Source organism: Bradyrhizobium erythrophlei, assembly GCF_900142985.1.
GTDB classification, from domain to species: Bacteria; Pseudomonadota; Alphaproteobacteria; order Rhizobiales; family Xanthobacteraceae; genus Bradyrhizobium; species Bradyrhizobium erythrophlei_B.
This window is the reverse complement of record NZ_LT670849.1, coordinates 5,988,870-6,011,120: the sequence shown is the minus strand read 5'-3', so window position 1 is coordinate 6,011,120 and position 22,251 is coordinate 5,988,870. Positions and strand designations below refer to the sequence as shown.

The following is a 22,251-nucleotide window of genomic DNA, read 5'->3' as shown; positions in this document are numbered from 1 at the left end:
CCCGGCCTCTTATCGCGTGAGAGGGGCTGCACAAGGGAACACAGCGCGAGAGGAGATTCGCGACTGACCGCCGACCACAAAGCCCGAAATCGCAGGGAGTTCGCCACGTGAGACAAAATGATGGCCCCGCTGGTTGACGCGAACCAACACCTCGAGCGTCTCAAGCTGCCCGTGTTGCAGCGCGCTCTCGTTCCACGCGGTCCGTTACGTCTCGCGCCATTGCGACCGAGCCAAGCACTTCGCCCTCGCCTTTGACGATCGCGAAGGTCATCTCGACGTATAGTTTGCGTCCACTCTTGTGCAGCGCGCGGGTTAGCGTAGGACGGCCTTGGAGCTTCATTGTGGCCTTTGCGATCGCGGCTTCGAAGCCGAGCCAATGGGGGGCCCGCAGATGTTCGGGAATAATCAGATCGAGACTTTGACCGAGTGCATCCTCCGCGGAGAAGCCGAACAAAGCGGTAGAAGCGCGATTCCAGCGAATGATAACGCCCATGCGGTCTGCATAGATGATCGCATCGGCGACTTGATCCATAATCCTTTCAGCTAATTGGGACTGGTCTTCCATGGATACGCCTTTCGGATAAGAAACCGTCGGCTCGATTGTGCTGTCCGGTACGACGGATCGTCGACCAACGGACAGCTGACGTCAAGTTCTCGGCCAATGATCTCTTCGCGCCAGAAGCGGCCGTTCATGTCGTCGGCGGAACGGGATGGCCGGGACCACGCCAGTGGAGCAGAGATTCCGGTTCGGGAGCTTGGTGCCAACGAGCGACATTGCGCGTCGCGAGAGACTATCCTTCGGAGGCAAACCTGCGGCAGACGGTGCCGACGACGCCCTGCTCAGCCCCGACGCCCACGACAATCGCTGTCGGCTTGTCCATTTGGTCGCTCACTTCGGCCACACAAATCGCACCAGCTACCCGAGTATCAGCCCCTTAAGCAGCGCGCGGGCGCGATCGTCGAAGCGCGGGGAAGCGGACGATTTCGACACGCGACATCAGTTCCAGACAGGATGCCCATTCAAGACAGACTGCCCACGATCGATGCCCGCCGGGACAACTCGATCCAGTAGCCGTCCGGATAGCTTGTTCCAAATTGCATCTCAAAGCCGTCCGCCGTGGATTGTCGGCGCGGCAGTGCCATCACTCCTGCATTGCTTATCAGAATATCCAGCGACTCTCGGGAATGCATCCGCTGCGAGCAATCGGCGATCGACGCGAGGTTGGACAGATCGAGAGGCTCGTAGCTTATCCGGACGCCGGACACCGCGCGATGGATTTTCTCGATAGCGGGCTGCCCCTTCCGATCGTCGCGTCCGGTCAGAATGCCCCCTGCTCCGGCCTTGGTCAGCTCCAAAGCCGTCTCGTAACCGAGACCGCCGGTTTGTAAGCTGGGCCCATGCTTACGAGATATGAGGTGCACGCGCAGCGAAGTTCTGCGGGCGCTTCCTATAGTGCACTTATATTTCTGCGAAGTTTTCCATCTTGGAAAACTATCACTGAATGACGATCCTCATTCAAAGCCGATCACAAAAGCTAATAGTGTTGTCCGACGCCAACTGCAGGCAATGACGGCTAATGACGGGCGCCAAACATGGGACCCCCTACTGGATCGTTCGCGGAACAGCTTCTTTGCAAACTGGCTGCTGCGTTCCTCTTTGCAATAATGCTTGCGATGTCCACAAATGCAGGCCTCGTACAGGGACTCCGATTTACTTCGGTGATTTTCTTATTGGTTTCGTCTTGGCATTTCGGCGTCGCGTTTCTTCGGCAACGTCCTTTGAGCGGCCCGTCCGAGTGGGGTGAGGCCACGATCTTTAGCCTAATAGCGGCGTGCGCTTATTTATCCGTGAGGCTTCTCGCTTAGAGCGCAAGCAGTCCTGTCCGACCTCCTAATTTTTCCACTCCATGTCTATCTCGACAACGCACGCCCGATTCAAGCGGGGAAATCGAGATCCGTCCTGATCGGGACCTAATCAGGTGTTTGCCGAATACACGGCGGATACGGCGGCCGCGCTGACGGCCGCCGCCTTGGGTTCAAGCTGCAGCGAAGAAACGTGCAGCCTCTTCGGCGAACTCTTCAAAAAATTGGAAGTGCGAGCCGTGCCGGAAATCCTGGTAGAGGATCAGCCGGGCATCCGGTAGTTGCTGCTGAAGGGTGCAGGAATTGATGGTCGGCACCATGATGTCGTTCTTGCCGTTGACGACGAGCGTGCGCTGCTAGATCTTCTTCAAATCGCGGTAGCGGTAGTTCGCGGGGATCGCACCCCATTTAGCAAGAGCGACGAGTTGGGCCTCGCCGACCTGGGGCTTCGCTTCCGGTTCGCGGTCTAGCTCTCGCGTGGCGATCCGCTTGAGCCAGGTCTTGCCCGCCGCGTAACTCGTCGGGCTCTTCGAAAAGAACAGATCTAGCGTGCGTTCCTGCTCGGTGCTGTTCGGACGATTGACGATTTCCATAACCTCGCGCGTAAATTCCTGCATGCCTTCGCCGCCTCGACGGGCCGGTGCCTGCGAGGAGGATGTGCCGCACCAGTTCGGGCGCGTGAAGCGGCAAGACGTCGCCATACAGGATGAAGGCTTGCTAGGTTTTTCATTTCGTTAGCAACGAAGCCAGCGTTTCGTTGATGATCATCGGGCCATGTTTTTTATCTCAGGGCGACTTGGCCAGCGAGGCGCGCTGGCCTGCCACTGCACTTGCCGGCACAGACCCTGCCGCATTTCCCCAAGTGTTGCGGATGTAAGTCAGAACAGCCGCCACCTGCACGTCCTCAAGCCGCCAATCGAAGGCGGGCATCGCCGGGGCCGTCGGCGCACCAGATGTGGAAACTGCGCGTGTCCCGTGCAGAACGACCCGCGCCAATGTGGTCGGATCGTCCGACTGCACTAGCGCGCTGCCGGCCAATCGTGGAAACAAATTGATCTCGCCTTCCCCTGAATCCTTGTGGCAGGCGGCACAACTGTCCTTGTAGATCGCCGCACCCGCGCGCATCGCGCCATTGCCGGCAGCGACTGGCTCGGGCCTCGCGCTAGCGCCGAGCTGGCCGTTGTCCTTCAGATATGTCGCGATGGCCAGGATATCTTCGTCGTTCATCCGCGATGTGGAATGAGACACAGCTTCAGCCATTGGCCCAGAGGCCAGCGTCCATTTGTTGGCGCCGGTTTTGAGGTACTGGACGAGGTCATCCTGGGACCATCCACCAATACCTTTGCGCTGATCGTTGGTGATATCGGGCGCAAACCAGCCCTGAAGCGTAGCTCCAGTCAAAGCGGCGCTATTCTTGTCACCGCCGAGAAGCGTCTTCGGCGTATGGCAGGTACCGCAATGCGCAGGCCCCTCGACGATATAGGCACCGCGATTCCACGCGGCGGATTTTTGCGGGTTGGGCTGATAGCGGCCGGGCGTGAAATTGAGCCCGTTCCAGAACACCATCGCGAGCCGAATGTTCAGCGGGAACGGCAGCTGGTTGGACTCGACCCGGTTTTTGACCGGCGCGATCGTCGCAAAATACGCACGCAGCGCCCTCACATCGTCATCGGCCATTTTGGTATAGGCCGGATATGGCATCGCCGGATAAAGCCGCTTGCCATTGCGACCGCGGCCCTCGCGCAGCGCCGCGAGGAATTCGTCGTTGGTCATATTGCCGATCCCGGTGTCTGGATCAGACGTGATATTCGGCGCGACCAGCGTGCCGAATGGAGTCAGAAGTGCGACGCCACCCGCAAATGGCGCGCCGTTCGCCGCAGTGTGACAGCCAGCACAATCACCAAGGATGGCGAGATAGCGTCCGCGCTCGATGAGGTCGAAGCTCTGGAAGTCTTGGGCAGCTACTGTGCCGGTCAGGCTGACAAACAGAATTGCGGCAGTGAGAGGGCGTCGCATCGCTTCCTCCCTAAACCAATGGACCCGGGTTTTTCAGATAGCGATTACGTATGGCGTCGGCAGCCCAATAAGCGAGCGCGCCCACCGTGTCGGTCGGGTTGTAGCCGTGATTTTGCGGGAACACTGACGCGCCACCAGGCACAAAGACGTTGTGTAGGTCCCAGCTCTGACAATAACGATTGACGACGCTGGTTGCGGGGTCGGCGCCCATTACCGTGCCGCCAGTATTGTGGGTGGTCTGATAGATCGTGCTGTCGTAAGGCCCCTTGCGTGGACTCGGCGTCATCTCGACGGGGTCCATGGCCTTGGCAATCTCCGCGAGACGATCGGTCAGGAAGGCCGACATCTTCAATTCGTTGTCGTGAAAATCGAACGTCATCCGCATTAGCGGACGGCCGAACCGGTCTTTGTAAGTCGGATCAAGGTCGAGATAGCAATCCTTGTAGCTGTACGAACTGCCGTGGGTCGATAGGCTGAACGCGCGTTGATAGGTTTCCGCGGTCGCCTTCTTCCATTCCGCGCCCCATTTCGGCGTACCCTTCGGTACCGGCCGGGTCTGGATCGGTCGCGCACCGGTCTGTCCGGCGCCCATGTAGCCGCCGCCGAAAAAACCTAATCCGGTGTGATCGAAATTGTCGCCATTATAGTCATCAATGATCATACCGTGCGCGCCGGTGGCAATGAACGGATTAAGGATCTTGTCCTTGAGGATCAGGCTTACGCTGGAGGTGGTTTGATAGGCGTAGTTGCGGCCGACAACGCCCTGCCCTGTTTGCGGGTCGTAGGGCTTTCCAATCCCCGACAGCAACATCAGTTGAACATTGAAGAACGAAAAGGCACACATCAGCACGATATCGGCGGGTTGCTCCCACTCTTCACCCGAAGTGTCGACATAGGTCACGCCCGTGGCGCGCTTGCCGGTCGAGTCCAGGTTGATTTTTGTGACCTCGGATTCGGTTTGTACGCTGAAATTGGGAAATCGCAGCAGCGCCGGCAGCACGCAGGTCTGCGGGCTCGCTTTGGCATAATTGCCGCAACCGAACCGTTCGCAGAAACCGCAATAAGTGCACTGTCCAAGTTTCACGCCGAGTGGATTGACATAGGCCTCGCTAAGATTGGAGGCAGGCTGCGGAAACGGGGAATGCCCGGTCTTGCGCGCGGCTTCGGCAAACAGCGTAGCGCCTAGCCCCTGCTTCAATGGCGGCGTCGGGTATTCCGACGAGCGCCAACCTTCGAACGGGTTGCCACCGTCCTGCTTTTGCCCACGAATATTGCCGGCCTTGCCGGAAGTGCCGCAGAGCTTTTCAAACTGGTCGTAATAAGGTTCTAGCTCGTCATAGCTGACGGGCCAATCCTGGATGGTCATGTCGGCCGGCAGGGCGTCCTTGCCGTAGCGCTGCTCGAGATGGCTACGCAACTGGAAGTCGGTCGGCAGAAAGCGCCAGGTCTGCCCGTTCCAATGGATACCCGCACCGCCGACGCCGTTGCCCGGAAGGAAACCTGAAAAGCTGCGGATCGGCATCGCCGTCTGGCTTGCATTGTTGCGAAATGTCATCGTTTGCTGTTCGGGACGCAGAAACAGATCGAGACGAACCGCATAGCGAAGCTCGTCCTGCGCATAGGCGGGCGGAAAATCCGTCGCCGTGTCGCGCCAGGGGCCACGTTCGATCGCAACAACGTTGAGGCCGGTTTTTGCGAGTTCATAGGCGAGGATGGAGCCAGTCCACCCGAGTCCGATGATCACGACGTCTTTGGCGGGGAGTTTGCGGGCCATCGCTATTCCCTCACTGTCCAGTCGGAGCGACCCATAATGCTGACGGGAGGCAACGGATACGGCTCGTTGTGCCGCTCAACCCAATCGCGGTAATCGTAACGCGCTCCCGGAAAGCCGATCAGCCGCCAGCTCGCCATATCGCGGTTGCCACCGTAGATCGGATCGGCAAAAAAGCCTTCCTGCGTGTTAGTCAGCAGCAATGCGAAGAATTCCGCGCTCTTGACATCCTTCAAGGCGATCGATCCTGACTCGAGTCCCTTGAGCACAGTGTCCTGATCGTTCGGCGCGAGATCCTTAAATGATTTTCCGGCGAAACTGCTCTTAATGTAATCCGCCAGCGCTCTCAAGCCCGTGCGATAGCGCGCGGCGGGCGCATCGGGCATTTGATAGCCTTGCGTGGCTGCGCCGGGCATGAAGGGGGGTCTGGTATAAAGGCCTTCAGAACGGCCGTAGGGGCCTGCGAGTTGCCGGTCGATGAACACGGCGCAGCCCGCGTCTTTGCCGCCGGGTCCACGATTGTCAGGGGGAATCAGGCGATCGACTGCGGCTTCGACGGTCGCCGCCTCGTCGGCGGTGAAAAACAGCCAGGGACCGGGACGAACCACAATCGGAGGCGTCGCCGTTCCCGGGTCCCACGGCAATGCGCCAGTCAGGGTACGAGCGCGTGCCAGACCCGTTCCGACCAAAACAAATGCCGCAGCGGAGGTCAGCAATAGGCGCCGGGATGGCCCAGGAGAACGAATACGGTTCATCGTCACTCTCTCTCATAACTCAAATCGCACTGGCTTCGGATGAGGGTACACCCAGATCAAACCCTCGGAAACTCAACCGATACCGCGTCAGTCCACTCCTTTGACAATACGAACATCACGTTCGCACGCATTGCCGAGCGCCTTCAGAGCCTCCTGATAGCCGGGACCATCGTGGGCGGCGATAGCCTGTTCGACGCTATCAAACTCCGTCACTGTGACGCGCTGAGCAATACCTTGTTCGTAGGACTTCATTGCTTCGCCCCGTGCAAGGAAGCGGCCACCATTGGATATGATGGCCGGCCCGGCCAACTTCGCGTATGCAGCAAGCGCCCCCGGGTCGGAAATTGATCGATAGAAGGTGATCCAATATCCTTTTGCCATTTTAGTGCTCCTCCGAGGTTGATAGGATTTACTTCGAGCTGATCATCCATTGTAGGAATAGGTCCATCCGATCGTCACGGCTAACGTGAGAGCGGAAACAATCGTACTGGCTATGATTGTGGAATTGGCCTCGTCCGAAATCCGGCGATAGCTGGTGCCGAACAGTATGCCAAAAAAGCCGGACGGCAATGCTGCCATCACTACGGATAGTTTCGTTGTAAGGACCGAAGCGTCGAGTTCGCGACAAATTGCGAACGTGATCAGGGGTTGCGCGATGTTGGCGATGCCTGCGCCAAACAGAGTGTTGCGGCTCAGGCCGAAAGGCCGTTCCGAAAGCACTAGGCCCGTTACAAAAAGCGCCAAGCCGCCCGCTGCGTGTCCCATTTCCCGTAGGGCTGCTAATGCAACAACTGGCAGGGGCCACCCGATGAGCGATATCAAAGTCCCAATAACAGGTGCCAATACGATCGGCTTCGACACTGCATGAGCCGAGGCAAGCGCAATGCGCGCCGCAGGACCTCGCGAAGAACTCGTTCCCGCTTTAGCTTGGGATAATTCGAGAATTGCGAGCGTCAGCGGCGAGGGCAACAATGAGCCAGCCGCGATGCCAACGGCAACGGTCGCCGCTTGATCGGCGCCGAACAGTGCAGTGATAACGGGTAGGCCTGCGGCAGCAACGTTTGGCTGCGCGACGGCCAACGCTTGCAACGCTGATTCGCTCGGATCTTGCTTCCGCATGCTTCGCTGGTAGCCGTACCAGAGTACATAGGTCCCCATCATGACCGCGGCCAGCGGCACGAGGACGGGCCACTGCGCGATGAGTGGTGTAGAGGCTGTGGCAACCAACAATGAAGCCGGCAAAGCGTAGCCCATCACAACGGTGTTCAACTCGGCAACATGCATATTGTTGACAATCCCCACGCGGCCGGCCGTGTAACTGAGCAGCATCACAAAGAAGGTAGGCGCGAGCGCCAGTGTGAGGACGGAGATCATAAGGAGCCTGTGTTACTACCTTCGAAGAGAACGTTTTTGGCTCAAGCGCAGACGAAAGGCCCGGCGTATCGGTGATTTCGCCCACGTGTCCAAGTTGATGCGTGGCACGCGAGAAGGTAGCTACCTCAATCCCCAAAAAGCACCATTTCGTGTGGCTCCTGAATTACTCGACCATTTCCTTGGGCTCGGAATTTCTTCGCCTCTTCATAGACCGCCTTTCGAACGCGCATGATTCCGCCGAGGGGACGGTGTGCGGCAAGTCCGTGCCAGGGAGTGAAAGACATACCGTCGTCAACGGCCGATGATCGGGCCTCGCTCCATGCTAATTGTGGCTTGACCGTAATGCGCGCGATCCGCCGATAAGGACTGATCGCCTCCGACCAGACGACCGCAGCGTTCTCGATCGGCATATGTTCAGTATCCGTGCAGAGCTGCGCTCGAACTTCCCATAGGCCGCCATTTTTCCCGAAAAACTCCAAAACCGCTTCTCGGAGTCCATCTGGAACGCCGTTGACGTTCAGTGGTGCTTGCGCGAGAGCCTTCAATTCAGGAGACTTGGGTGCTACCGCAATTTTCGCGATGAAATCACCAAAACGCAGGGGGGCCTGACTATAAAATGCTTCACCTAGGATATGGGTTTCAGGCTGTCCACCAAGGGTTGCCACCATCGTGTTCGGATGTCCGCTAACCACAACGATTGCCTTCTGCACCTGACGCATCACCGCGGATAGAATTTTCTTCAATCGTTGGGCCCTGTTGGTGGTTGGCGCTAAGACCCTTACAACTGAAAGGAATGTTTTTGGATCGGGCGCGCCGAAGGCGGGGCCATTGATCAGCAAAAAGTCCTGTGTGACATCCCCTTCGGATCCCTCGAGCCGTTCGCCTTCCACGCCGATGACCTTTATCGCCAGCCCCCGAGGGGTCGATACACTATCGTCCAAGATGTCTCCTGGAATCGTAGAAAACCGCATCACAACTGGATAACGACCGGGCTTCGCGAACAACCCCTGTGCAAGCTCGTCCGGGAGTTCTCCATCTACTTCCAGGTGACCCTGCAAAATTCCATGCGTCTTGGCGTGCACGCTTCTGATCGCATGACCGCCATCAGCGAAGGTTCTTTCGTTGATGTACCGCATGGTCGCGATCAGAGCTTGAGTGGTTTCAGTCTCGTCCGCATCTATCCGTTCGACCGATGGACTAAATCGGACAGGAGCTTCGAGGCGAATATTCTTGATGTTTGATGGAAGGTTCATAGAAGTCTCTCGGTATTCTTGGAGTACCCGGTGCGGCTGAGAGCCCCTCGACGGCGTTGCATGGCACTCGCTACCTTCCAGAACTGCCGCGCAGCGATGGTTTTGAGCAGGGCCTCACGGGTCGCATCGGCTATCCTCTTGTTTTCGGATTCAGTGGGGCTCTCAATGAGGTAAAAACGCAAGAGCGGCAGAGTTGGCTTTCCATGATCACCACTCTTAGCACTCAATACCCTCGCCATTTCCATTCAACGCTAGTCTCGCCTCTCCGATACGTTGGTGTTAGTCCACGAGGCTGGCGGGCGGTGGAGCAAACGGCCTAATGGGTTGCCGCCGCGAGCTTCGTTGATCGAAGATCAATCGCGCGGTCGCAGATTTCCTGTGCGATGGCAGGTCTCCGCTGGAGAGGCGATTTCGATGGATTGCCTCTCCTGGCGGCACTGCTGGCAGTAGCCGACGGAGCGGAACAAGCCATGGCTAGTCTTCGGTCAAAGTGGGCCTGCCGCGGAAAGCATCAGTCCAAGACGCGCCGGCGGTACGCCGGCTTGACATCGATGGCGACGGGCAAGGAGACTTAGCCCGAGACCGCGGTGAGTGCCGGACTTCCGGCAGTTTATCAGAAGCACTTTCCGGACAATCGACTCATACCAATGAGTGGGTTGCATCAAACGTATGTCTAGCTGCGTTGGGCTGCGAAAGCTGTCATTGGATGGTAACTAATGTAGGGGGTTCTGATGGATGCAACGAAGGGAACGACGAAGATGACGACGGGTAAAGCACAGATTCGACTCACTCGTTCGTCGGCCGCCTATTGGCGGATCACCTTCGACAATCCTCCGCTCAATGTAATGGGTCCGCAATTCGTTCGCGAGTTTGGCGAGATCGTCACGGCCATTGAGACTGACAGGGACGTCAAGGTCGTGGTCTTCGATAGCGCCGTCGAAGGATTTTTCCTCAATCACAGCGATTTCCTCGCCGACATGAAGGAGCTGACCAGCATGCCTCAAGGCCCGACCGGCTTGGAAGCGTGGCCGGACGTGCTCGTCCGTATAACGCGCGCGCCGGTCGTGGCGATAGCCTTGATCCGCGGGCGTGCGACAGGCAACGGAAGCGAGATCGCCCTCGCCTGCGACATGACGTTCGCTAGTCGCGAAAAAGCGCTTTTATCGCAGTGGGAAGTGGGAGTAGGTCTTGTTGCTGGTGGAGGCCCGATGGCGCGTCTGCCAGGCCTAATGGGCAGGCAGAGGGCGCTGGAGGTGCTCCTGAGCTCCGATGACATCGGAGGAGACCTGGCTGAAGCCTATGGTTATGTGAACAGATCGCTGCCGGACGGTGAGCTCGACAGCTTCGTTGATGCACTGGCGACGCGCATCGCGTCGTTCGACAAATGGGCGATCGCGAATACCAAGCGCCTCGTGAACGCCGCCAGCCTGCCGCCGGATGTCGAGATCGCTGCCGGCTGGGAGGCCTGCATGACCTCGATCGCCCGGCCAGCCGCGCAAGCCAAAATCAAGGCGTTGCTTGAGCAGGGTTTTCATCGGCCCGGAGACGCAGAAAATCGCCTGGGCGCCTATGTGGGACGACTTGGTCGCTGAGGTTGCCACGCTCAGCGCACGGGAGGTTCAAATTTTTCCATGCCGTGCTCGTCAAAAAGGACACTAATCATGGATCTACTCGCCCTCGCGAAGAATATCGCAGAACGTGTTGAAGCGCAGTCGGCTCGCGCCAAGGTACCTGTTGCTGTTTGTGTCATGGATGTTCACGGCAACGTCATTCTGAAGCACCGCATGAGCGGCGCGCCGGCCTTCTCGATCGATATATCGGAGCGAAAAGCCTACACGTCTGCGCTGGTCGGACTTCGCACCGCTGAGCTGTCTCCGCTTGTACAGCCCGGCCAAGCGCTCTTCCCTTTGATGGGGCTATCCGAGGGAAGGTATTGCTCGATGGGCGGCGGAGCACCGCTCAACAACGACGGTCAGCTCGTCGCGGGCGTCGGCGTGAGTGGCGGCACCGTTGATCAGGACGTCGCCATCCTTGAATCGGCGCTGCGAGATGCCTGAACGGGCAGCGGTGAGGCTTATAAGCCGGCCCTCCCCCTCCCAACGGCCGGCTTTGTGGGGGTCGGTGGCAAATGCTACCGCCCCCCTTTTTTGTTGCTTCCTCGGCGCTTCTCAAGGCGTGCAATGTGAGCTGTTTCCGACCAACCGTGCCGACGAAAACTCAATATTTTTCCGGTCGTTTTAAGCCTGCAGCCTCGCGCTGACATTCTTGTAGGGAGTAAGCGTTTGACTGCGGTGGTTCTCCCCGTGGGACGGTCGACAACTATTGTTCCCTGGTCGCGCCCGCTGTCTTCGATCGTACTTAAAGCGGCAGAGGATCGAGATGAGCCGCCCCTTTCTCCGTTTCAACGAGCATACCGCTACATAGAAAGCCAGGCTGGCAGAGAGGCCCCTGAAACAGCCACGATCCGGCTCGAGTGGCGCTCGCCTATACATACGACAGCCGGTGGCGAAATCGGGCAGAGTTCATCGACGGTCGAGATGCGATTGTGTCATTCCTTGAACCCAAATCGTCAAGAGAACTCGATTATCGCCTTACCAATGAAATATGGACGCACGCGGGTCACACATCGCGGTGTGATTCGCCTATGAATATCATGACGACAGCGGCCACCGGTTTCGTGCCGACGGCAACGAGAATTGGCAGTTCGCTACGGACTGGCTGATGGAACGTCGTATCGCGTGTATCAACGAGCACCCTGCCACCGAAGTCGACCGCAAAGTTCGTTGGGATCTTGGTCGCCGGCCGCATAGCCATCCGGGCCTGAGTGAGATCGGATTGTAGAGCCGCGCTCGACTTTTGGTTTGGGTTGGACTTTGCCATTTTGACAGCGCGATCGCGTGCCAACCGTCTGGCCATTCAAAATGCTGACACCGGCTTCTGCGAGTTGGTGAATGTCAAGGGGCAGGAGCAGGTGACGCTAACGGCTTGTCTTTTTCAGCAACGTAGTGGGCCGACGCCTTAAACGGCTTGCCGCTGACATTGCAGTCGTTATGCGGGCGATGTGACTCAACGAACCTGCCAGCTTACTGCACTGCCTGCGATCTTGGGGGGGGGTGTTATGTCTACGTATGAGCGGCGACAGCGCATGCTGGTTCGGCTTGCCAAGCCTCTCCATTCCAGCACAGTAATCCAGAGGTTTAGAGGACAGACCCTTTGGTCTGATATCTTTTCCGCTTTCCTTTGTTAGCGTCCCGCAACCACGTTAGCGCAATGTTACGGTTGCGCTGTAAATCGTACGAGCTTCTGAACAGAGGATGAGTCATGATCAAACATACAAGAACAGCAATCATATCAATTCTGATCGCGTCCTCGTTCTCGATAGCCGGCACGTCGGCCACGATCGCCGACTCGAAACTGCCGGACCCAGCGACGGCTGGTTTTTCAGAAAAGCTTTATCGGCTGGATTGCGGCCACGCTCTCGCCAACGACGAGTCGGTTTGGACTCCGGGGGAAAACGTCGGAAAGAGTATCGAATTCTCGTCTACCTGCTGGCTGATAAAGCGGGGAAGCGAATGGGTGCTTTGGGACACAGGCGTTCCTCAAGCCGCGGTAAATGACCCCAAAGGCTGGTCGACCCTGCCCAAATTGATCGTTTACCACTTGGACAAGACGATAACGGGCCAACTCGCGGACATCGGACTTAAGATAAACGATATCACCTATGTCGTGCTGTCCCATACACATGGCGATCACATAGGCAACGTTGGTTTGTTTCCGGATTCAAAAATTGTGATGCAGCGAGTCGAGCATAGCTGGATCTACTCCCCAGACGGGACAAACGATAATGTGAATCAATTGAAGGCCCTCGCACGGACGCTTATGGGGAAACCAAAATACCTTCAACTGGTCGACGGTGACACGGACCTGTTTGGCGATGGTAGCCTGACGCTGGTTTCGACACCGGGACACACTCCGGGCAGCCAATCTCTGATGATCCATCTGAAGAATTCCGGCTTCATCATTCTGTCCGGCGATGTCGTCCATCTTGAAAAAAATTTTGAGAAAAACATAGTGCCGTCCCTGAATACGGATAAGGCCGCGTCAATCGCCTCCATGGACAAGGTCAGGCGAATGATCGGTACCTACCACGCCAAGCTCTTCATCAATCATGACAAGGCGCAAGAGGACATGCTGAAACTACTGCCCGCATTCTACGACTGATGCCTTCTCGCCGGAGCCCCGGACGCCGACGTGTCCGGGGCCCATAAAATCGAGGCTCGCAGGGCACGCTGAGCTATGTCTTGGCAGTGTGGAACCAAGGCTCTGGCGCCGGAGCTATATTCTACAAATTGTTCACCTAGCGTCGCGGATCGAGCACCGAGCAGCTCGGTGATCGCGTTGACCGCAAGTATCGAAATACAAGCGTTCATGTTGACGCTGGTGATTGAATATGGGCTGTGGTTTGCGAGCCCGTCAACAGCTCTCCGGTCAGAAACCCCGCCGGCGCCGAACGACCAATCCTCATCGGCTTTCGTTACAAAACTCACGATGATATCGTCGGGCGCAATTCCGCAATGCGCGCCAAGTTTCTCAATCAACAAGCGATTGAAATTCTCCTTCCTCTCGCGGTTTCGTGAGCGGCTGGTGACTTGAAGCAACAGCACGTTCTCCGACCGGACAAATCCCAAACCGGTGTCTTCCACGATTATGCGAGACCGCTTGTGCCGTGTACGACCTAGTGGCGATCATGCTTCGGCACCCTCAGGGTCTCGAGCAGGACCTCGTGGGTCACATCGCTTCCTGTTTTCCGATTCAGCACGGCCCTCGACAAGATCAAACGTACAAGCGGCATAATTGGCCCTTTTTTTGTGAATGAGTTCTCTCGGTACGCGTAAACGCGGCTTCTCCCGTTCAACGCTTGTTTCACCTATCCCATACCTTGGTGTTAGAGAACGCGCCGACCCAAGTGGTACAACGCGCCTGGCAAATCTGACATTGCGGCACCGGCGCCCCGATATGACCCACGGTATCCGAAGGCTGGACGGCGGATCCCGCGATCGTGTCCAAAGACCCGCCGTCGGCAATACGGGATAATCTCATGCTCCAATATTTTGGTAGATCGTTCGTCGCCTTTGCGCTGTTCATGTCATCCCTGTTGCCGGCCCAATCCACGGGGGAACGTCCGATGGACCATCCGACTTTCTACCGCTCGATAAAGGTAGACGGCCTCTCCATTTTCTACAGAGAAGCTGGGCCGAAGGACGCTCCGACACTTTTGCTTCTGCACGGTCTACCCTCCTCGTCGCGAATGTTCGAGCCTCTATTCGCGCGGCTTTCCGATCGTTATCATCTTGTTGCGCCTGATTATCCTGGCTTCGGACACAGTGACTGGCCTGACCCAAAAAGATTTGCCTACACGTTCGACCACTGCGCCGAAATCATGAAGCACTTCACCGAAGCGCTCAGGCTCTCGCGCTATACGCTTTACATGCAGGATTATGGCGGCCCCGTGGGTTTTCGGATGGCGCTGGCCGATCCGGATCGGGTCGAGGCGCTCATCGTTCAGAACGCGGTGGCGCATAATGAGGGTCTGGGTCCATTGTGGAAAGCGCGGCGAGCCTTCTGGGCGGATCGGGCAGCCCATGAGGCGACCCTTCGCGCCAACCTTCTCTCACTGCAAGCGGCGCGGACGCGTCATATCGGAAGTGATCCCAACGTGGATCGCTATGACCCGGATCTGTGGAGCGATGAATTTGCTTTTCTCAGTCAACCTGTCCAAGCCAACATTCAAAGCGACATGTTCTACGACTATCGCACCAATGTCGACGCCTACCCCAAATGGCAGGATTGGATGCGTCGCAAGCAACCGCGCCTCCTGGTGATCTGGGGAAAACATGACCCCTCTTTCGATATCTCTGAACCGGAAGCCTATCGCCGGGATGTACCGGAGGCCCAAATCTACGTTCTTGACGCAGGCCACTTCGCCTTGGATACGGCCGCGAACGAGATCGCCATATTGATCCGCAACTTTCTCGTCCCAGCCCGCTAAAGCGGCATTGGACGCACAGCGATTTTTTCCAAGGCGCCGTCCGATTTCAAACGAAAGGAGTGCGTCTCCCGCGTTTGCCAATCAATACACGCGCTCCTTCGGAGGTATCGTCGCCACGTCGTTCGAGAGTGGCTGCATATGAACCGGCCTGTAGTCGAGCCGCACGCTGCCGTCATCATTGAGCCAACTAAGAGTATGCTTGAGCCAGTTTTGGTCATCCCTTTTCGAAAAGTCCTCGCGCGCATGTGCACCGCGGCTTTCTGTCCGGCCGATCGCTGAATGAAGGCTGACGCTTGCCTGTGCAAGCATATTGTCCAGTTCAAGAGTTTCGGCGAGATCCGAGCTGAAGATCATCGAACGGTCCGCAACGCCGAGGTCGTCGCGCATCATTGCGATAACGCTATCGAGTTTGCGCCGCCCCTCATCGAGCAACGGGCCGTCTCGGAAGACCGCACAGTGCTGCTGCATCGTCCGTTGCATTGCCAGCCGGATCGCCCCCGCACCGGTCTTACCCTCTGACCGCCTGAGCCGATCAAGCCGGGCTATGGCGCGATCGGTCGCCTCTTCGGGAAGATTGGCGTGACTTTCACCAGGTCGGATCGATTCCACTGCCCGCAACGCCGCAGCGCGGCCAAACACGATGATATCTAGCAGCGAGTTGGACCCGAGCCTGTTGGCGCCGTGCACCGAGACGCAAGCGGATTCGCCGATCGCCATCAAACCCGGAACGATCGCCTCGGGATCGCCGCCACGCACGGTGACGACTTCGCCATGCAGGTTGGTCGGCACGCCTCCCATATTGTAGTGGACGGTCGGCAGCACCGGGATCGGTTCACGCGTCACATCAACGCCGGCAAATATCTTGGCGGTCTCGCTGATGCCCGGCAGCCGCTGATGCAGTAGCTCGGCGCCGAGGTGCTCCAGATGGAGGAGGATATGATCCTTATGCGGGCCGCAGCCCCTGCCCTCGTTGATCTCGAGCGTCATCGAGCGGCAGACTACGTCCCGCCCAGCCAGGTCCTTCGCGCTCGGCGCATAGCGCTCCATGAAGCGCTCGCCTTCCGAATTGGTAAGATAGCCGCCCTCGCCGCGAGCGCCTTCCGTAACTAAGCAACCGGATCCGTAGATGCCAGTTGGGTGGAATTGGGTAAATTCCATATCCTCGAGTGGCAGCCCGGCACGTAACACCATCGCATTGCCGTCGCCGGTGCAGGTATGGGCAGCGGTACAGGAAAAATAGACACGGCCGTAACCACCGGTGGCAAGGACCGTACGGTGGGCGCGAAATCGATGCAGCGTGCCGTCTTCCATGTTCCAGACCAACACGCCGCGACAGGCGCCGTCCTCGTCCATCAATAGATCCAGCGCCAAGTACTCGACAAAGAACTCGGTGCCGTGTTTCAGGCACTGCTGATAGAGCGTGTGCAGGATGGCATGACCCGTGCGGTCGGCAGCTGCGCAGGTACGCTGCGCCATCTCCTTGCCGTAACCAATTGTTTGACCACCAAAGGGGCGTTGATAGACGGTGCCTTCTTCGGTGCGTGAGAATGGAACACCGTAATGTTCAAGCTCTAACACCGCAGGCACGGCCTCACGGCACATATACTCGATCGCGTCCTGATCGCCGAGCCAGTCCGAGCCTTTGACCGTGTCGTACATGTGGAAACGCCAGTTGTCTCCGTCGTGCATATTGCCGAGTGATGCTGCCATGCCGCCCTGCGCGGCCACGGTGTGACTGCGTGTCGGGAAAACCTTGGTGACGCAGGCCGTCTTCAATCCCGACGCAGCCATTCCCAGCGCGGCTCGCAATCCCGCGCCGCCAGCACCGACGATCACGACATCATAGTTGTGCTCGATGATTTCGTAAGCTTGTTTCATTTTTCGCGCTCTCTGGGTTGAGCTTCATCTGATGCCTCGCGTGACAGATTGCAAAAGTTTCAATTTGCGGGGGCGCCTGCTAGGAGATCTTGCTTCGAGGATCGTCATACGCATCCATATATTCGAGGCCAAGCGGCCCGATAACCGTCACCTGCGTGACGTACTCTCCTGATCTGGCCCAATGAAAGTAGACGTGTCGCGAGGCAGAACGACCACGCTGCCCGGCGGATATGCGTCCACCTTGTCACCGCCGGTGATGATGCAGTCGCACGATCCCTCCCCACCCACATTCGTAAATTCTACAGCAGACGCAAACCCCTGAGCATCATATCCCAGCCAACGAAGCAATCCGACGAGCGCGATCCGGAATGATTCGTCATCATCAATGGCCGAAATTATGACCTCTCCCTACACGCAATCATCCTTTGCCCGCATTTGAATCACGCTAGCCTCAAGGCCGATTGGTCAAACCGGGAAAGACAATGTTCCCATGGGATGGGGCGTCAAACAATTATACACCAGTGTTATGGCGGCTCTTTTTCACGTTTTTCGCTTTAGCGCTTTGGTGACATCGGCTGAAGTAGTAGCCGGCATGTCGGACTGATCTCGGAGCGATTCCAGAGTCGCATGCAGAGCCGTTAGTTTCGTGAGAACGTCTCTCCAATCGCTACCTATTTCAATCCCCCGCAATCATCGACAAGTCACGGCGGGTTGTCGTTTTCGGTTCGATCTGAAGTGTCATTCGAATTCCTACGGTTGTTCGTTTAAAGACGATGTCGGGGTCGTAACTTTGGCCCCGCACGGCTCGGTTTTAGCATTAGCCTGGTAATGGAGTCCGACATCGGTGCGAGTTTCTCTGGCTTGATCTACCGAGAACTGCGCGACGGCACGGGCCCGAGCCGGATCGGTTATTCTGCTTATTGGAAAGCCGATAATGAAAATCCAGCGTTAGCGAGTTTCCTCACACTTTTGAGGGAACGCTACCCCTCGCCTTCGATATGAGTTTTTCGGCGAGTTTTTGTAAAAGCCCGGTCCGTGGCCATGAACCGAGCCAGCATCGGTGCGACAAGTTTCGATGGATCTGTAACTGCCTGCCCGGTATCACGCGCAAGCACCTCCGCATACGCGAGGAGATCGCGATGCACGTTTGCTGGAAGTTCGACCGCCAACTTCACTGGTTTGTCGTCAGGAATAGACCCGATCTTAAGCTTTATCATGTTCTTGCTCCCCTATCCCCTGTAAGGCTCCAGCAATAAGTCGCGGTTGACGATCACCCTCACCGGAAATCCAGGCCTGATCGTTAGAGTCGGTTGAATGTTGAGGTTTCGTCGAACGACTTGTTGCCCCGTCTGGTTCAATGAGTTTGCCGCGCTCAGTCGGAGCGCCTGAATAATATCGGTATTGCTGCCGCTATCTGCGCCAGAGCCGAGTTCCGCTCCCACGCCAAGGATGGTCGACAGCAGTGCGGCTTTGAACAACTCCGCCCAGTGATTGTCGACATCATCCTCAAGACCGGAGTAGCCGCCTGCGTCCGCCCCCTGTTGCCGGTCCAGGACAATCGAACGTCCGTTCGGCATGATGAGCCGGGTCCACACCAACAGCACCCGCGATTGTCCGAACGCGATTTGGCTATCATAAACGCCGATCAACTTCGCTCCCTGCGGAATTAGCCTAGCTCGGCCTGTCGGACTATCGAAGATATTTTCCGTTACTTGCGCCGTGATCTGCCCAGGAAGATCTGAGCGGACACCCGTAATGAGAGCTGCTGGAATGATCGTGCCCGCCTGCACGACAAAAGGTGAGGCCGGGCGTGAGAGCCGATCGGGCGCTGTAGTCCGCCGGTCAACCGGGGCATTGACGAAGAGGAGTTTGCTATCCTGCCCGTTCTGAGTGAACGTTTCATCAGAAGATGACGCAGTCTTGGTGGCCGTTTCCTGGGATGCGGCATGGGATGGCGCAACGGGCGCGGTGGTCGACGCAAATACCTTGCTCGTCCGAGCCGCTTCAGTTTCCTGGTTTGCACGTTGTTGTTCAGCATCAAGGCCGAACGATGCTGATTGGCCTTCGGCCGTAACGACAGGACGCGCCAGGTCACCCGGCAGCGGCGGCCCAAGGCGAGGCACGTCGCGAGGTATCCCGGCGTAATCCCGCGGCAACGTTGTCAGGCCATCTGCAACGTTGTGATGATCCGTGCTGTAAAGCTCGTCCGGCGCCGGACTATGTGGGCGGTTGCTCCTCAGTGCCCACAGTACCGCGCCAGCGATGAGCAGCAAAGCCAATGCGCTGCCACCCGCAAGTACTTTGCGAGAGAGCCTTGTGATCCTTGGACGTTCTGCACGCAGACGCAATGCCTGCGCGCTAGCATCGGGTGCTGGTGGCGGTTCTGGGACAGGGCCGAGGCTCTCGTTTGGTCCGTTGCCTATCAAGATCGTCTCCCGTCGTTTCTGACGATACGAACCTTCTGCTGCTTCTCCCCCCCGAGCCGAAGCTCGGCCGCGGCAAACAGTCGGTCGACAATCAGTACATTTTTGAAAGCACGATAGTTGACGAGCTCGGGCTTGCCATCCTGGCCGATGACGAACAGCGGCGGCATTTCGCCTTGGGCGATGCCGGGCGAGAACTCGATATAGACCTTGCGGCCATCATCGTAGGCATTTAACGGGCGCCATGGCGGGCTATCGCCTTCGATGGCGTAGCGGTAGCGACGTTGATCCACTTCCGGGATGACTGGGGTTGGTGGCATGACCCTTGAGCGGTTGGCTCGGTCTTCAGAATAGAACCACGCGACCGACGGCATGTATGGTTTTTCGCGGGAGCGCAGCTCGATCAGGTAGGTTCGTCGATCGGTGTTGACGACAAGGTTCGTCTCGATGGCGGCCCTTGTCGGCTTCACCATGATGTGGACACGCCTGCTATCGCCGTTGCCGCTTTCCGTATCGCCGACGATCCAGCGCACGGTATCGCCGGCGGCGAGCGGTCCCGATCCGGTTAGCTGTTCGCCCGGCTCAAGCGCAATATCGGTGATTTGCCCTGGTGAGGCGTAGATCTGGTAGAGCGCGCCGGGACTATAGGGAAAGACCTGGACCGCGTTGAAATATCCTGCCCGCCGCGGCTCGACTCGGGCGGCGTCGTTGGCCGTCCCAATCCGGTCTGTGGGCTCGTTGGCTTCTTGATCACCCTTCTTGCCGCCGCGGGTCGGCGTCCAGGATGGGGGGACATGCAATGGACGCGCATGGTCGTCTGCCGGCATCGGAAGATCGGGAGACGGCGGCACGTCGTCATCATAACTGATCTGCGGCGGCTTGAAGGTCGTGCAGCCGGAGAGCGCGAGAACAAAAAGCAGGGCCAGACTTGCAGGCGTCCCATTGCAGTTTGGACCAATCGACCTCGGTACAGGATTTCTCACTAGCCGAGCTCCTTCGACCAGTTGATGGAATGGACATAGACGCCGAGCGGATTCTTGCGCAGGCGGTCGGCATCACGTGGGGTTTCGATGACGACGGAAAGGATTGCGGTCCACCGCTCGGTCGCGGCGAGTTGGCCGCTGTCGTAGCGGCGTTCGGTCCACGCCACCCGAAAGCTTTGCGGCGAGGCGCGAATGACGCTGGAGATCTCGACCGCGATCTGGGTGTTCCCCAGCTTGGCGAAGGGATCGTTGGTTCGCGCGTAATCGTTCAGCGCCACTGCTCCACGATCGGTCGTGAAGTCGTAGGCGCGAAGCCAGTCCTGCCGCAGCACGATGGCATCGGTCGGCAGGCCTCTCACATCTTCAATGAAGCGCGCGAGGTGAAACGCGATTTGTGGATCCGTCGGCTGATCGAAGGGGCTCGCTGGCGCGACCGCCTGTGCCTGACCGAGACGATCGACTTCAACCACCCACGGGGTGATCGTGCCCTGGGTCGACTGCCAGACGAGACTTGCGGCGAGTCCCCCCGACAGGAATAGGCATCCGAATGCCATCAACCGCCAGTTTCCGGCCTGGACGCGCGCCGAGCCGATGCGCTCGTCCCAGACCTGCGCAGCTTTCTGGTAGGGCGTCACTGGTTCCGGCGTACGGCCGTAATGCACGGATGGTCGCCTGAACATCAGTGCCCTCCCTCGGACAGATCAACCGAGGATCCGCCGCCGGCACTATCACCGCTGCGAACCGCATGGGTGGCAGCGGACACGCCCTGGTTCACAGTCTGCGCGCGCTTCATACGGCGCGCCCACGCCGGTGGCGCGTCCGTCGTTGATGAACCACCACCGAGCGCGGCAGCCGTACGGCGCAGCGGGCTTGTTATCGCCGAGCCACCTGCTTTCGCGACGCTACTCAATCCTCCGGCGCGGTAAGCGCTCGCTGTTCCGCCTGCTATCGCGGTGGCGCCACGGGCGCCTCCCGCGAGTGCGCCACCTGCCAGTCCCGCACCACCGGCCGCGAGACCGGCACCAGCGACGATCGCACCACCAGCAGCCAAGCCGGTGCCGACCGCAGCGCCAGCACCGAGTTGTGGTCCACCTGATACGATGCCGTTGGCAATACCAGGCCCGAAGATACCGAGGCCGAGAAGGGAGAGCGCCCCGAGTACAAGTGCCATAGCGTTGTCGATGGTCGGCTGATTGCCGCCGAAGCCTGCCGTGAACTGCGCAAACAGCGTTGAGCCGATGCCGACAATGACGGCCAACACCAGAACTTTGACGCCCGACGAAATAACGTTGCCGAGGACACGCTCGGCGGCAAACGCGGTCTTACCAAAGAGGCCGAATGGGATCAGCACAAACCCGGCAAGGGTCGTCAGCTTGAACTCGATCAGCGTGATAAAGAGCTGGATTGCCAGAATAAAGAAGGCGAGCAGCACCACAATCCAGGCGAACAACAAAACCGTAATCTGGATGAAATTCTCGAAGAAGCTGACATAGCCCATCAAACCCGAGATCGAATCAAGAATAGGTCGTCCAGCATCAAGTCCCACCTGGGCGATCTTTCCCGGCCTCAAGAAGTCGGCTGAGGAAAGACCGGTGCCGGAGGCTTTGAGACCCAAACCTGCAAAGCTTTCGAAGATTATGCGGGCCAAGCTGTTCCAGTTGCCGATCAGAAATGCGAAGACGCCGACAAACAAAGTCTTCTTGACGAGACGAATTAAGATGTCGTCGTCGGCTCCCCCTGCCCAGAACAGACCCGCCAGCGTGACGTCGATCGCCGCAAGCGTGGTGGCGAGATATCCGACTTCGCCTCCGAGTAGCCCGAACCCGGAATCGATGTATCGAGTGAACGTCTCAAGGAACTGATCGATAATGCCGGTGCCGCCCATC

21 protein-coding genes and 2 pseudogenes are annotated in these 22,251 nt (G+C 58.1%); 6 read left to right on the top strand and 17 right to left on the bottom strand.

Annotated features, from left to right (window positions below; all coding sequences use genetic code 11):
* Positions 1-160: 160 nt before the first annotated feature.
* The 10 genes from BUA38_RS28775 to BUA38_RS28735 form a co-directional block, all read right to left on the bottom strand.
* Positions 161-565: a PAS domain S-box protein gene (locus BUA38_RS28775; RefSeq protein WP_072823313.1), complete on the bottom strand. Its 405-nt coding sequence runs from the start codon at positions 563-565 to the stop codon at positions 161-163.
* 455 nt (positions 566-1,020) lie between these two features.
* The gene (locus BUA38_RS28770; protein ID WP_072823311.1) at positions 1,021-1,422 is read right to left on the bottom strand and encodes an SDR family NAD(P)-dependent oxidoreductase; all 402 of its coding nucleotides are present in this window, start codon (positions 1,420-1,422) and stop codon (positions 1,021-1,023) included.
* A 614-nt stretch (positions 1,423-2,036) separates the two neighbouring features.
* The gene (locus BUA38_RS37710; RefSeq protein ID WP_172806110.1) at positions 2,037-2,183 is read right to left on the bottom strand and encodes a hypothetical protein; all 147 of its coding nucleotides are present in this window, start codon (positions 2,181-2,183) and stop codon (positions 2,037-2,039) included.
* Between the two features lie 36 nt (positions 2,184-2,219).
* On the bottom strand, positions 2,220-2,480 hold the full coding sequence (locus BUA38_RS28765; protein ID WP_156898787.1) for a hypothetical protein: 261 nt from the start codon (positions 2,478-2,480) through the stop codon (positions 2,220-2,222).
* Positions 2,481-2,649: 169 nt separating this feature from the next.
* Positions 2,650-3,879 carry a c-type cytochrome gene (locus BUA38_RS28760; RefSeq protein WP_072823307.1) on the bottom strand — a complete coding sequence of 410 codons (1,230 nt, stop codon included), beginning with the start codon at positions 3,877-3,879 and terminating at the stop codon, positions 2,650-2,652.
* A 10-nt stretch (positions 3,880-3,889) separates the two neighbouring features.
* Positions 3,890-5,653, bottom strand: a complete 1,764-nt coding sequence (locus tag BUA38_RS28755; protein WP_072823305.1) for a GMC family oxidoreductase — start codon at positions 5,651-5,653, stop codon at positions 3,890-3,892.
* 2 nt (positions 5,654-5,655) lie between these two features.
* A complete protein-coding gene (locus BUA38_RS28750; RefSeq protein WP_072823303.1) occupies positions 5,656-6,405 on the bottom strand; it encodes a gluconate 2-dehydrogenase subunit 3 family protein in 750 nt (249 codons plus the stop codon).
* A gap of 87 nt (positions 6,406-6,492) precedes the next feature.
* Positions 6,493-6,786 (bottom strand): DUF1330 domain-containing protein, encoded by a 294-nt coding sequence (locus BUA38_RS28745; RefSeq protein ID WP_072823301.1) that lies wholly within the window; start codon positions 6,784-6,786, stop codon positions 6,493-6,495.
* Between the two features lie 42 nt (positions 6,787-6,828).
* On the bottom strand, positions 6,829-7,779 hold the full coding sequence (locus BUA38_RS28740; RefSeq protein WP_072823299.1) for an AEC family transporter: 951 nt from the start codon (positions 7,777-7,779) through the stop codon (positions 6,829-6,831).
* Positions 7,780-7,904: 125 nt separating this feature from the next.
* Entirely contained in the window at positions 7,905-9,032 is a 1,128-nt protein-coding gene (locus tag BUA38_RS28735; protein WP_072823297.1) for a catalase family protein, read from the bottom strand.
* Between the two features lie 731 nt (positions 9,033-9,763).
* Between BUA38_RS28735 and BUA38_RS28720 the strand changes: the two genes are divergently transcribed.
* From BUA38_RS28720 to BUA38_RS28705, 4 genes and pseudogenes are all read left to right on the top strand, one after another.
* A complete protein-coding gene (locus tag BUA38_RS28720; RefSeq protein WP_156898786.1) occupies positions 9,764-10,624 on the top strand; it encodes an enoyl-CoA hydratase/isomerase family protein in 861 nt (286 codons plus the stop codon).
* Positions 10,625-10,693: 69 nt separating this feature from the next.
* Complete coding sequence (locus BUA38_RS28715) at positions 10,694-11,089, top strand: GlcG/HbpS family heme-binding protein (protein ID WP_072823291.1); 396 nt, start codon at positions 10,694-10,696, stop codon at positions 11,087-11,089.
* 395 nt (positions 11,090-11,484) lie between these two features.
* Positions 11,485-11,873: pseudogene (locus BUA38_RS28710) on the top strand (DUF1348 family protein); the annotation flags it as partial.
* Between the two features lie 480 nt (positions 11,874-12,353).
* Complete coding sequence (locus BUA38_RS28705; RefSeq protein WP_072823290.1) at positions 12,354-13,253, top strand: N-acyl homoserine lactonase family protein; 900 nt, start codon at positions 12,354-12,356, stop codon at positions 13,251-13,253.
* Here the strand turns inward: BUA38_RS28705 and BUA38_RS38325 are convergent.
* A complete protein-coding gene (locus BUA38_RS38325; protein ID WP_244553088.1) occupies positions 13,244-13,735 on the bottom strand; it encodes a tautomerase family protein in 492 nt (163 codons plus the stop codon). The genes BUA38_RS28705 and BUA38_RS38325 overlap by 10 nt on opposite strands.
* Before the next feature lie 395 nt (positions 13,736-14,130).
* Here BUA38_RS38325 and BUA38_RS28695 point away from each other — a divergent pair, with 395 nt between their 5' ends.
* A complete protein-coding gene (locus BUA38_RS28695) occupies positions 14,131-15,081 on the top strand; it encodes an alpha/beta fold hydrolase (protein ID WP_072823288.1) in 951 nt (316 codons plus the stop codon).
* Between the two features lie 81 nt (positions 15,082-15,162).
* On the opposite strand, the gene sdhA is transcribed toward BUA38_RS28695, so the two are convergent.
* A complete protein-coding gene (sdhA, locus tag BUA38_RS28690) occupies positions 15,163-16,959 on the bottom strand; it encodes a succinate dehydrogenase flavoprotein subunit (protein WP_072823286.1) in 1,797 nt (598 codons plus the stop codon).
* Between the two features lie 813 nt (positions 16,960-17,772).
* Here sdhA and BUA38_RS38320 point away from each other — a divergent pair.
* Positions 17,773-17,961 (top strand): annotated as a pseudogene (locus tag BUA38_RS38320) (LysR family transcriptional regulator); the annotation flags it as partial.
* Here BUA38_RS38320 and BUA38_RS28675 read toward each other — a convergent pair.
* The 5 genes from BUA38_RS28675 to trbL are packed head-to-tail and all read right to left on the bottom strand — an operon-like array spanning position 17,940 to position 22,250.
* Positions 17,940-18,176, bottom strand: coding sequence for a DUF2274 domain-containing protein (locus BUA38_RS28675; RefSeq protein WP_072823284.1), 237 nt, complete (start codon positions 18,174-18,176; stop codon positions 17,940-17,942). The pseudogene BUA38_RS38320 and the gene BUA38_RS28675 sit on opposite strands and share 22 nt — an antisense overlap.
* A 12-nt stretch (positions 18,177-18,188) precedes the next feature.
* On the bottom strand, positions 18,189-19,388 hold the full coding sequence (locus BUA38_RS28670) for a TrbI/VirB10 family protein (protein WP_425304990.1): 1,200 nt from the start codon (positions 19,386-19,388) through the stop codon (positions 18,189-18,191).
* Entirely contained in the window at positions 19,382-20,341 is a 960-nt protein-coding gene (gene trbG, locus BUA38_RS28665; protein ID WP_072826506.1) for a P-type conjugative transfer protein TrbG, read from the bottom strand. Before trbG ends, BUA38_RS28670 begins: the two co-directional genes overlap by 7 nt.
* Positions 20,342-20,364: 23 nt before the next feature.
* Positions 20,365-21,045 carry a conjugal transfer protein TrbF gene (gene trbF, locus BUA38_RS28660; protein WP_072823280.1) on the bottom strand — a complete coding sequence of 227 codons (681 nt, stop codon included), beginning with the start codon at positions 21,043-21,045 and terminating at the stop codon, positions 20,365-20,367.
* Positions 21,045-22,250: a P-type conjugative transfer protein TrbL gene (gene trbL, locus BUA38_RS28655; protein ID WP_072823278.1), complete on the bottom strand. Its 1,206-nt coding sequence runs from the start codon at positions 22,248-22,250 to the stop codon at positions 21,045-21,047. The genes trbF and trbL overlap by 1 nt, the downstream gene beginning before the upstream one ends.
* Between the last annotated feature and the right edge of the window lies 1 nt (position 22,251).

Coding starts and splice junctions, on each gene's coding strand:
- BUA38_RS28695 (WP_072823288.1), top strand. CDS start 14,131: ATGCTCCAATATTTTGGTAGATCGTTCGTCGCCTTTGCGCTGTTCATG.
- BUA38_RS37710 (WP_172806110.1), bottom strand. CDS start 2,183: ATGGTGCCGACCATCAATTCCTGCACCCTTCAGCAGCAACTACCGGAT.
- BUA38_RS28765 (WP_156898787.1), bottom strand. CDS start 2,480: ATGCAGGAATTTACGCGCGAGGTTATGGAAATCGTCAATCGTCCGAAC.
- BUA38_RS28745 (WP_072823301.1), bottom strand. CDS start 6,786: ATGGCAAAAGGATATTGGATCACCTTCTATCGATCAATTTCCGACCCG.
- BUA38_RS28720 (WP_156898786.1), top strand. CDS start 9,764: ATGGATGCAACGAAGGGAACGACGAAGATGACGACGGGTAAAGCACAG.
- BUA38_RS28750 (WP_072823303.1), bottom strand. CDS start 6,405: ATGAACCGTATTCGTTCTCCTGGGCCATCCCGGCGCCTATTGCTGACC.
- BUA38_RS28755 (WP_072823305.1), bottom strand. CDS start 5,653: ATGGCCCGCAAACTCCCCGCCAAAGACGTCGTGATCATCGGACTCGGG.
- BUA38_RS28775 (WP_072823313.1), bottom strand. CDS start 565: ATGGAAGACCAGTCCCAATTAGCTGAAAGGATTATGGATCAAGTCGCC.
- BUA38_RS28760 (WP_072823307.1), bottom strand. CDS start 3,879: ATGCGACGCCCTCTCACTGCCGCAATTCTGTTTGTCAGCCTGACCGGC.
- BUA38_RS28740 (WP_072823299.1), bottom strand. CDS start 7,779: ATGATCTCCGTCCTCACACTGGCGCTCGCGCCTACCTTCTTTGTGATG.
- trbL (WP_072823278.1), bottom strand. CDS start 22,250: ATGGGCGGCACCGGCATTATCGATCAGTTCCTTGAGACGTTCACTCGA.
- trbF (WP_072823280.1), bottom strand. CDS start 21,045: ATGTTCAGGCGACCATCCGTGCATTACGGCCGTACGCCGGAACCAGTG.
- sdhA (WP_072823286.1), bottom strand. CDS start 16,959: ATGAAACAAGCTTACGAAATCATCGAGCACAACTATGATGTCGTGATC.
- BUA38_RS28705 (WP_072823290.1), top strand. CDS start 12,354: ATGATCAAACATACAAGAACAGCAATCATATCAATTCTGATCGCGTCC.
- BUA38_RS28715 (WP_072823291.1), top strand. CDS start 10,694: ATGGATCTACTCGCCCTCGCGAAGAATATCGCAGAACGTGTTGAAGCG.
- BUA38_RS28735 (WP_072823297.1), bottom strand. CDS start 9,032: ATGAACCTTCCATCAAACATCAAGAATATTCGCCTCGAAGCTCCTGTC.
- BUA38_RS28675 (WP_072823284.1), bottom strand. CDS start 18,176: ATGATAAAGCTTAAGATCGGGTCTATTCCTGACGACAAACCAGTGAAG.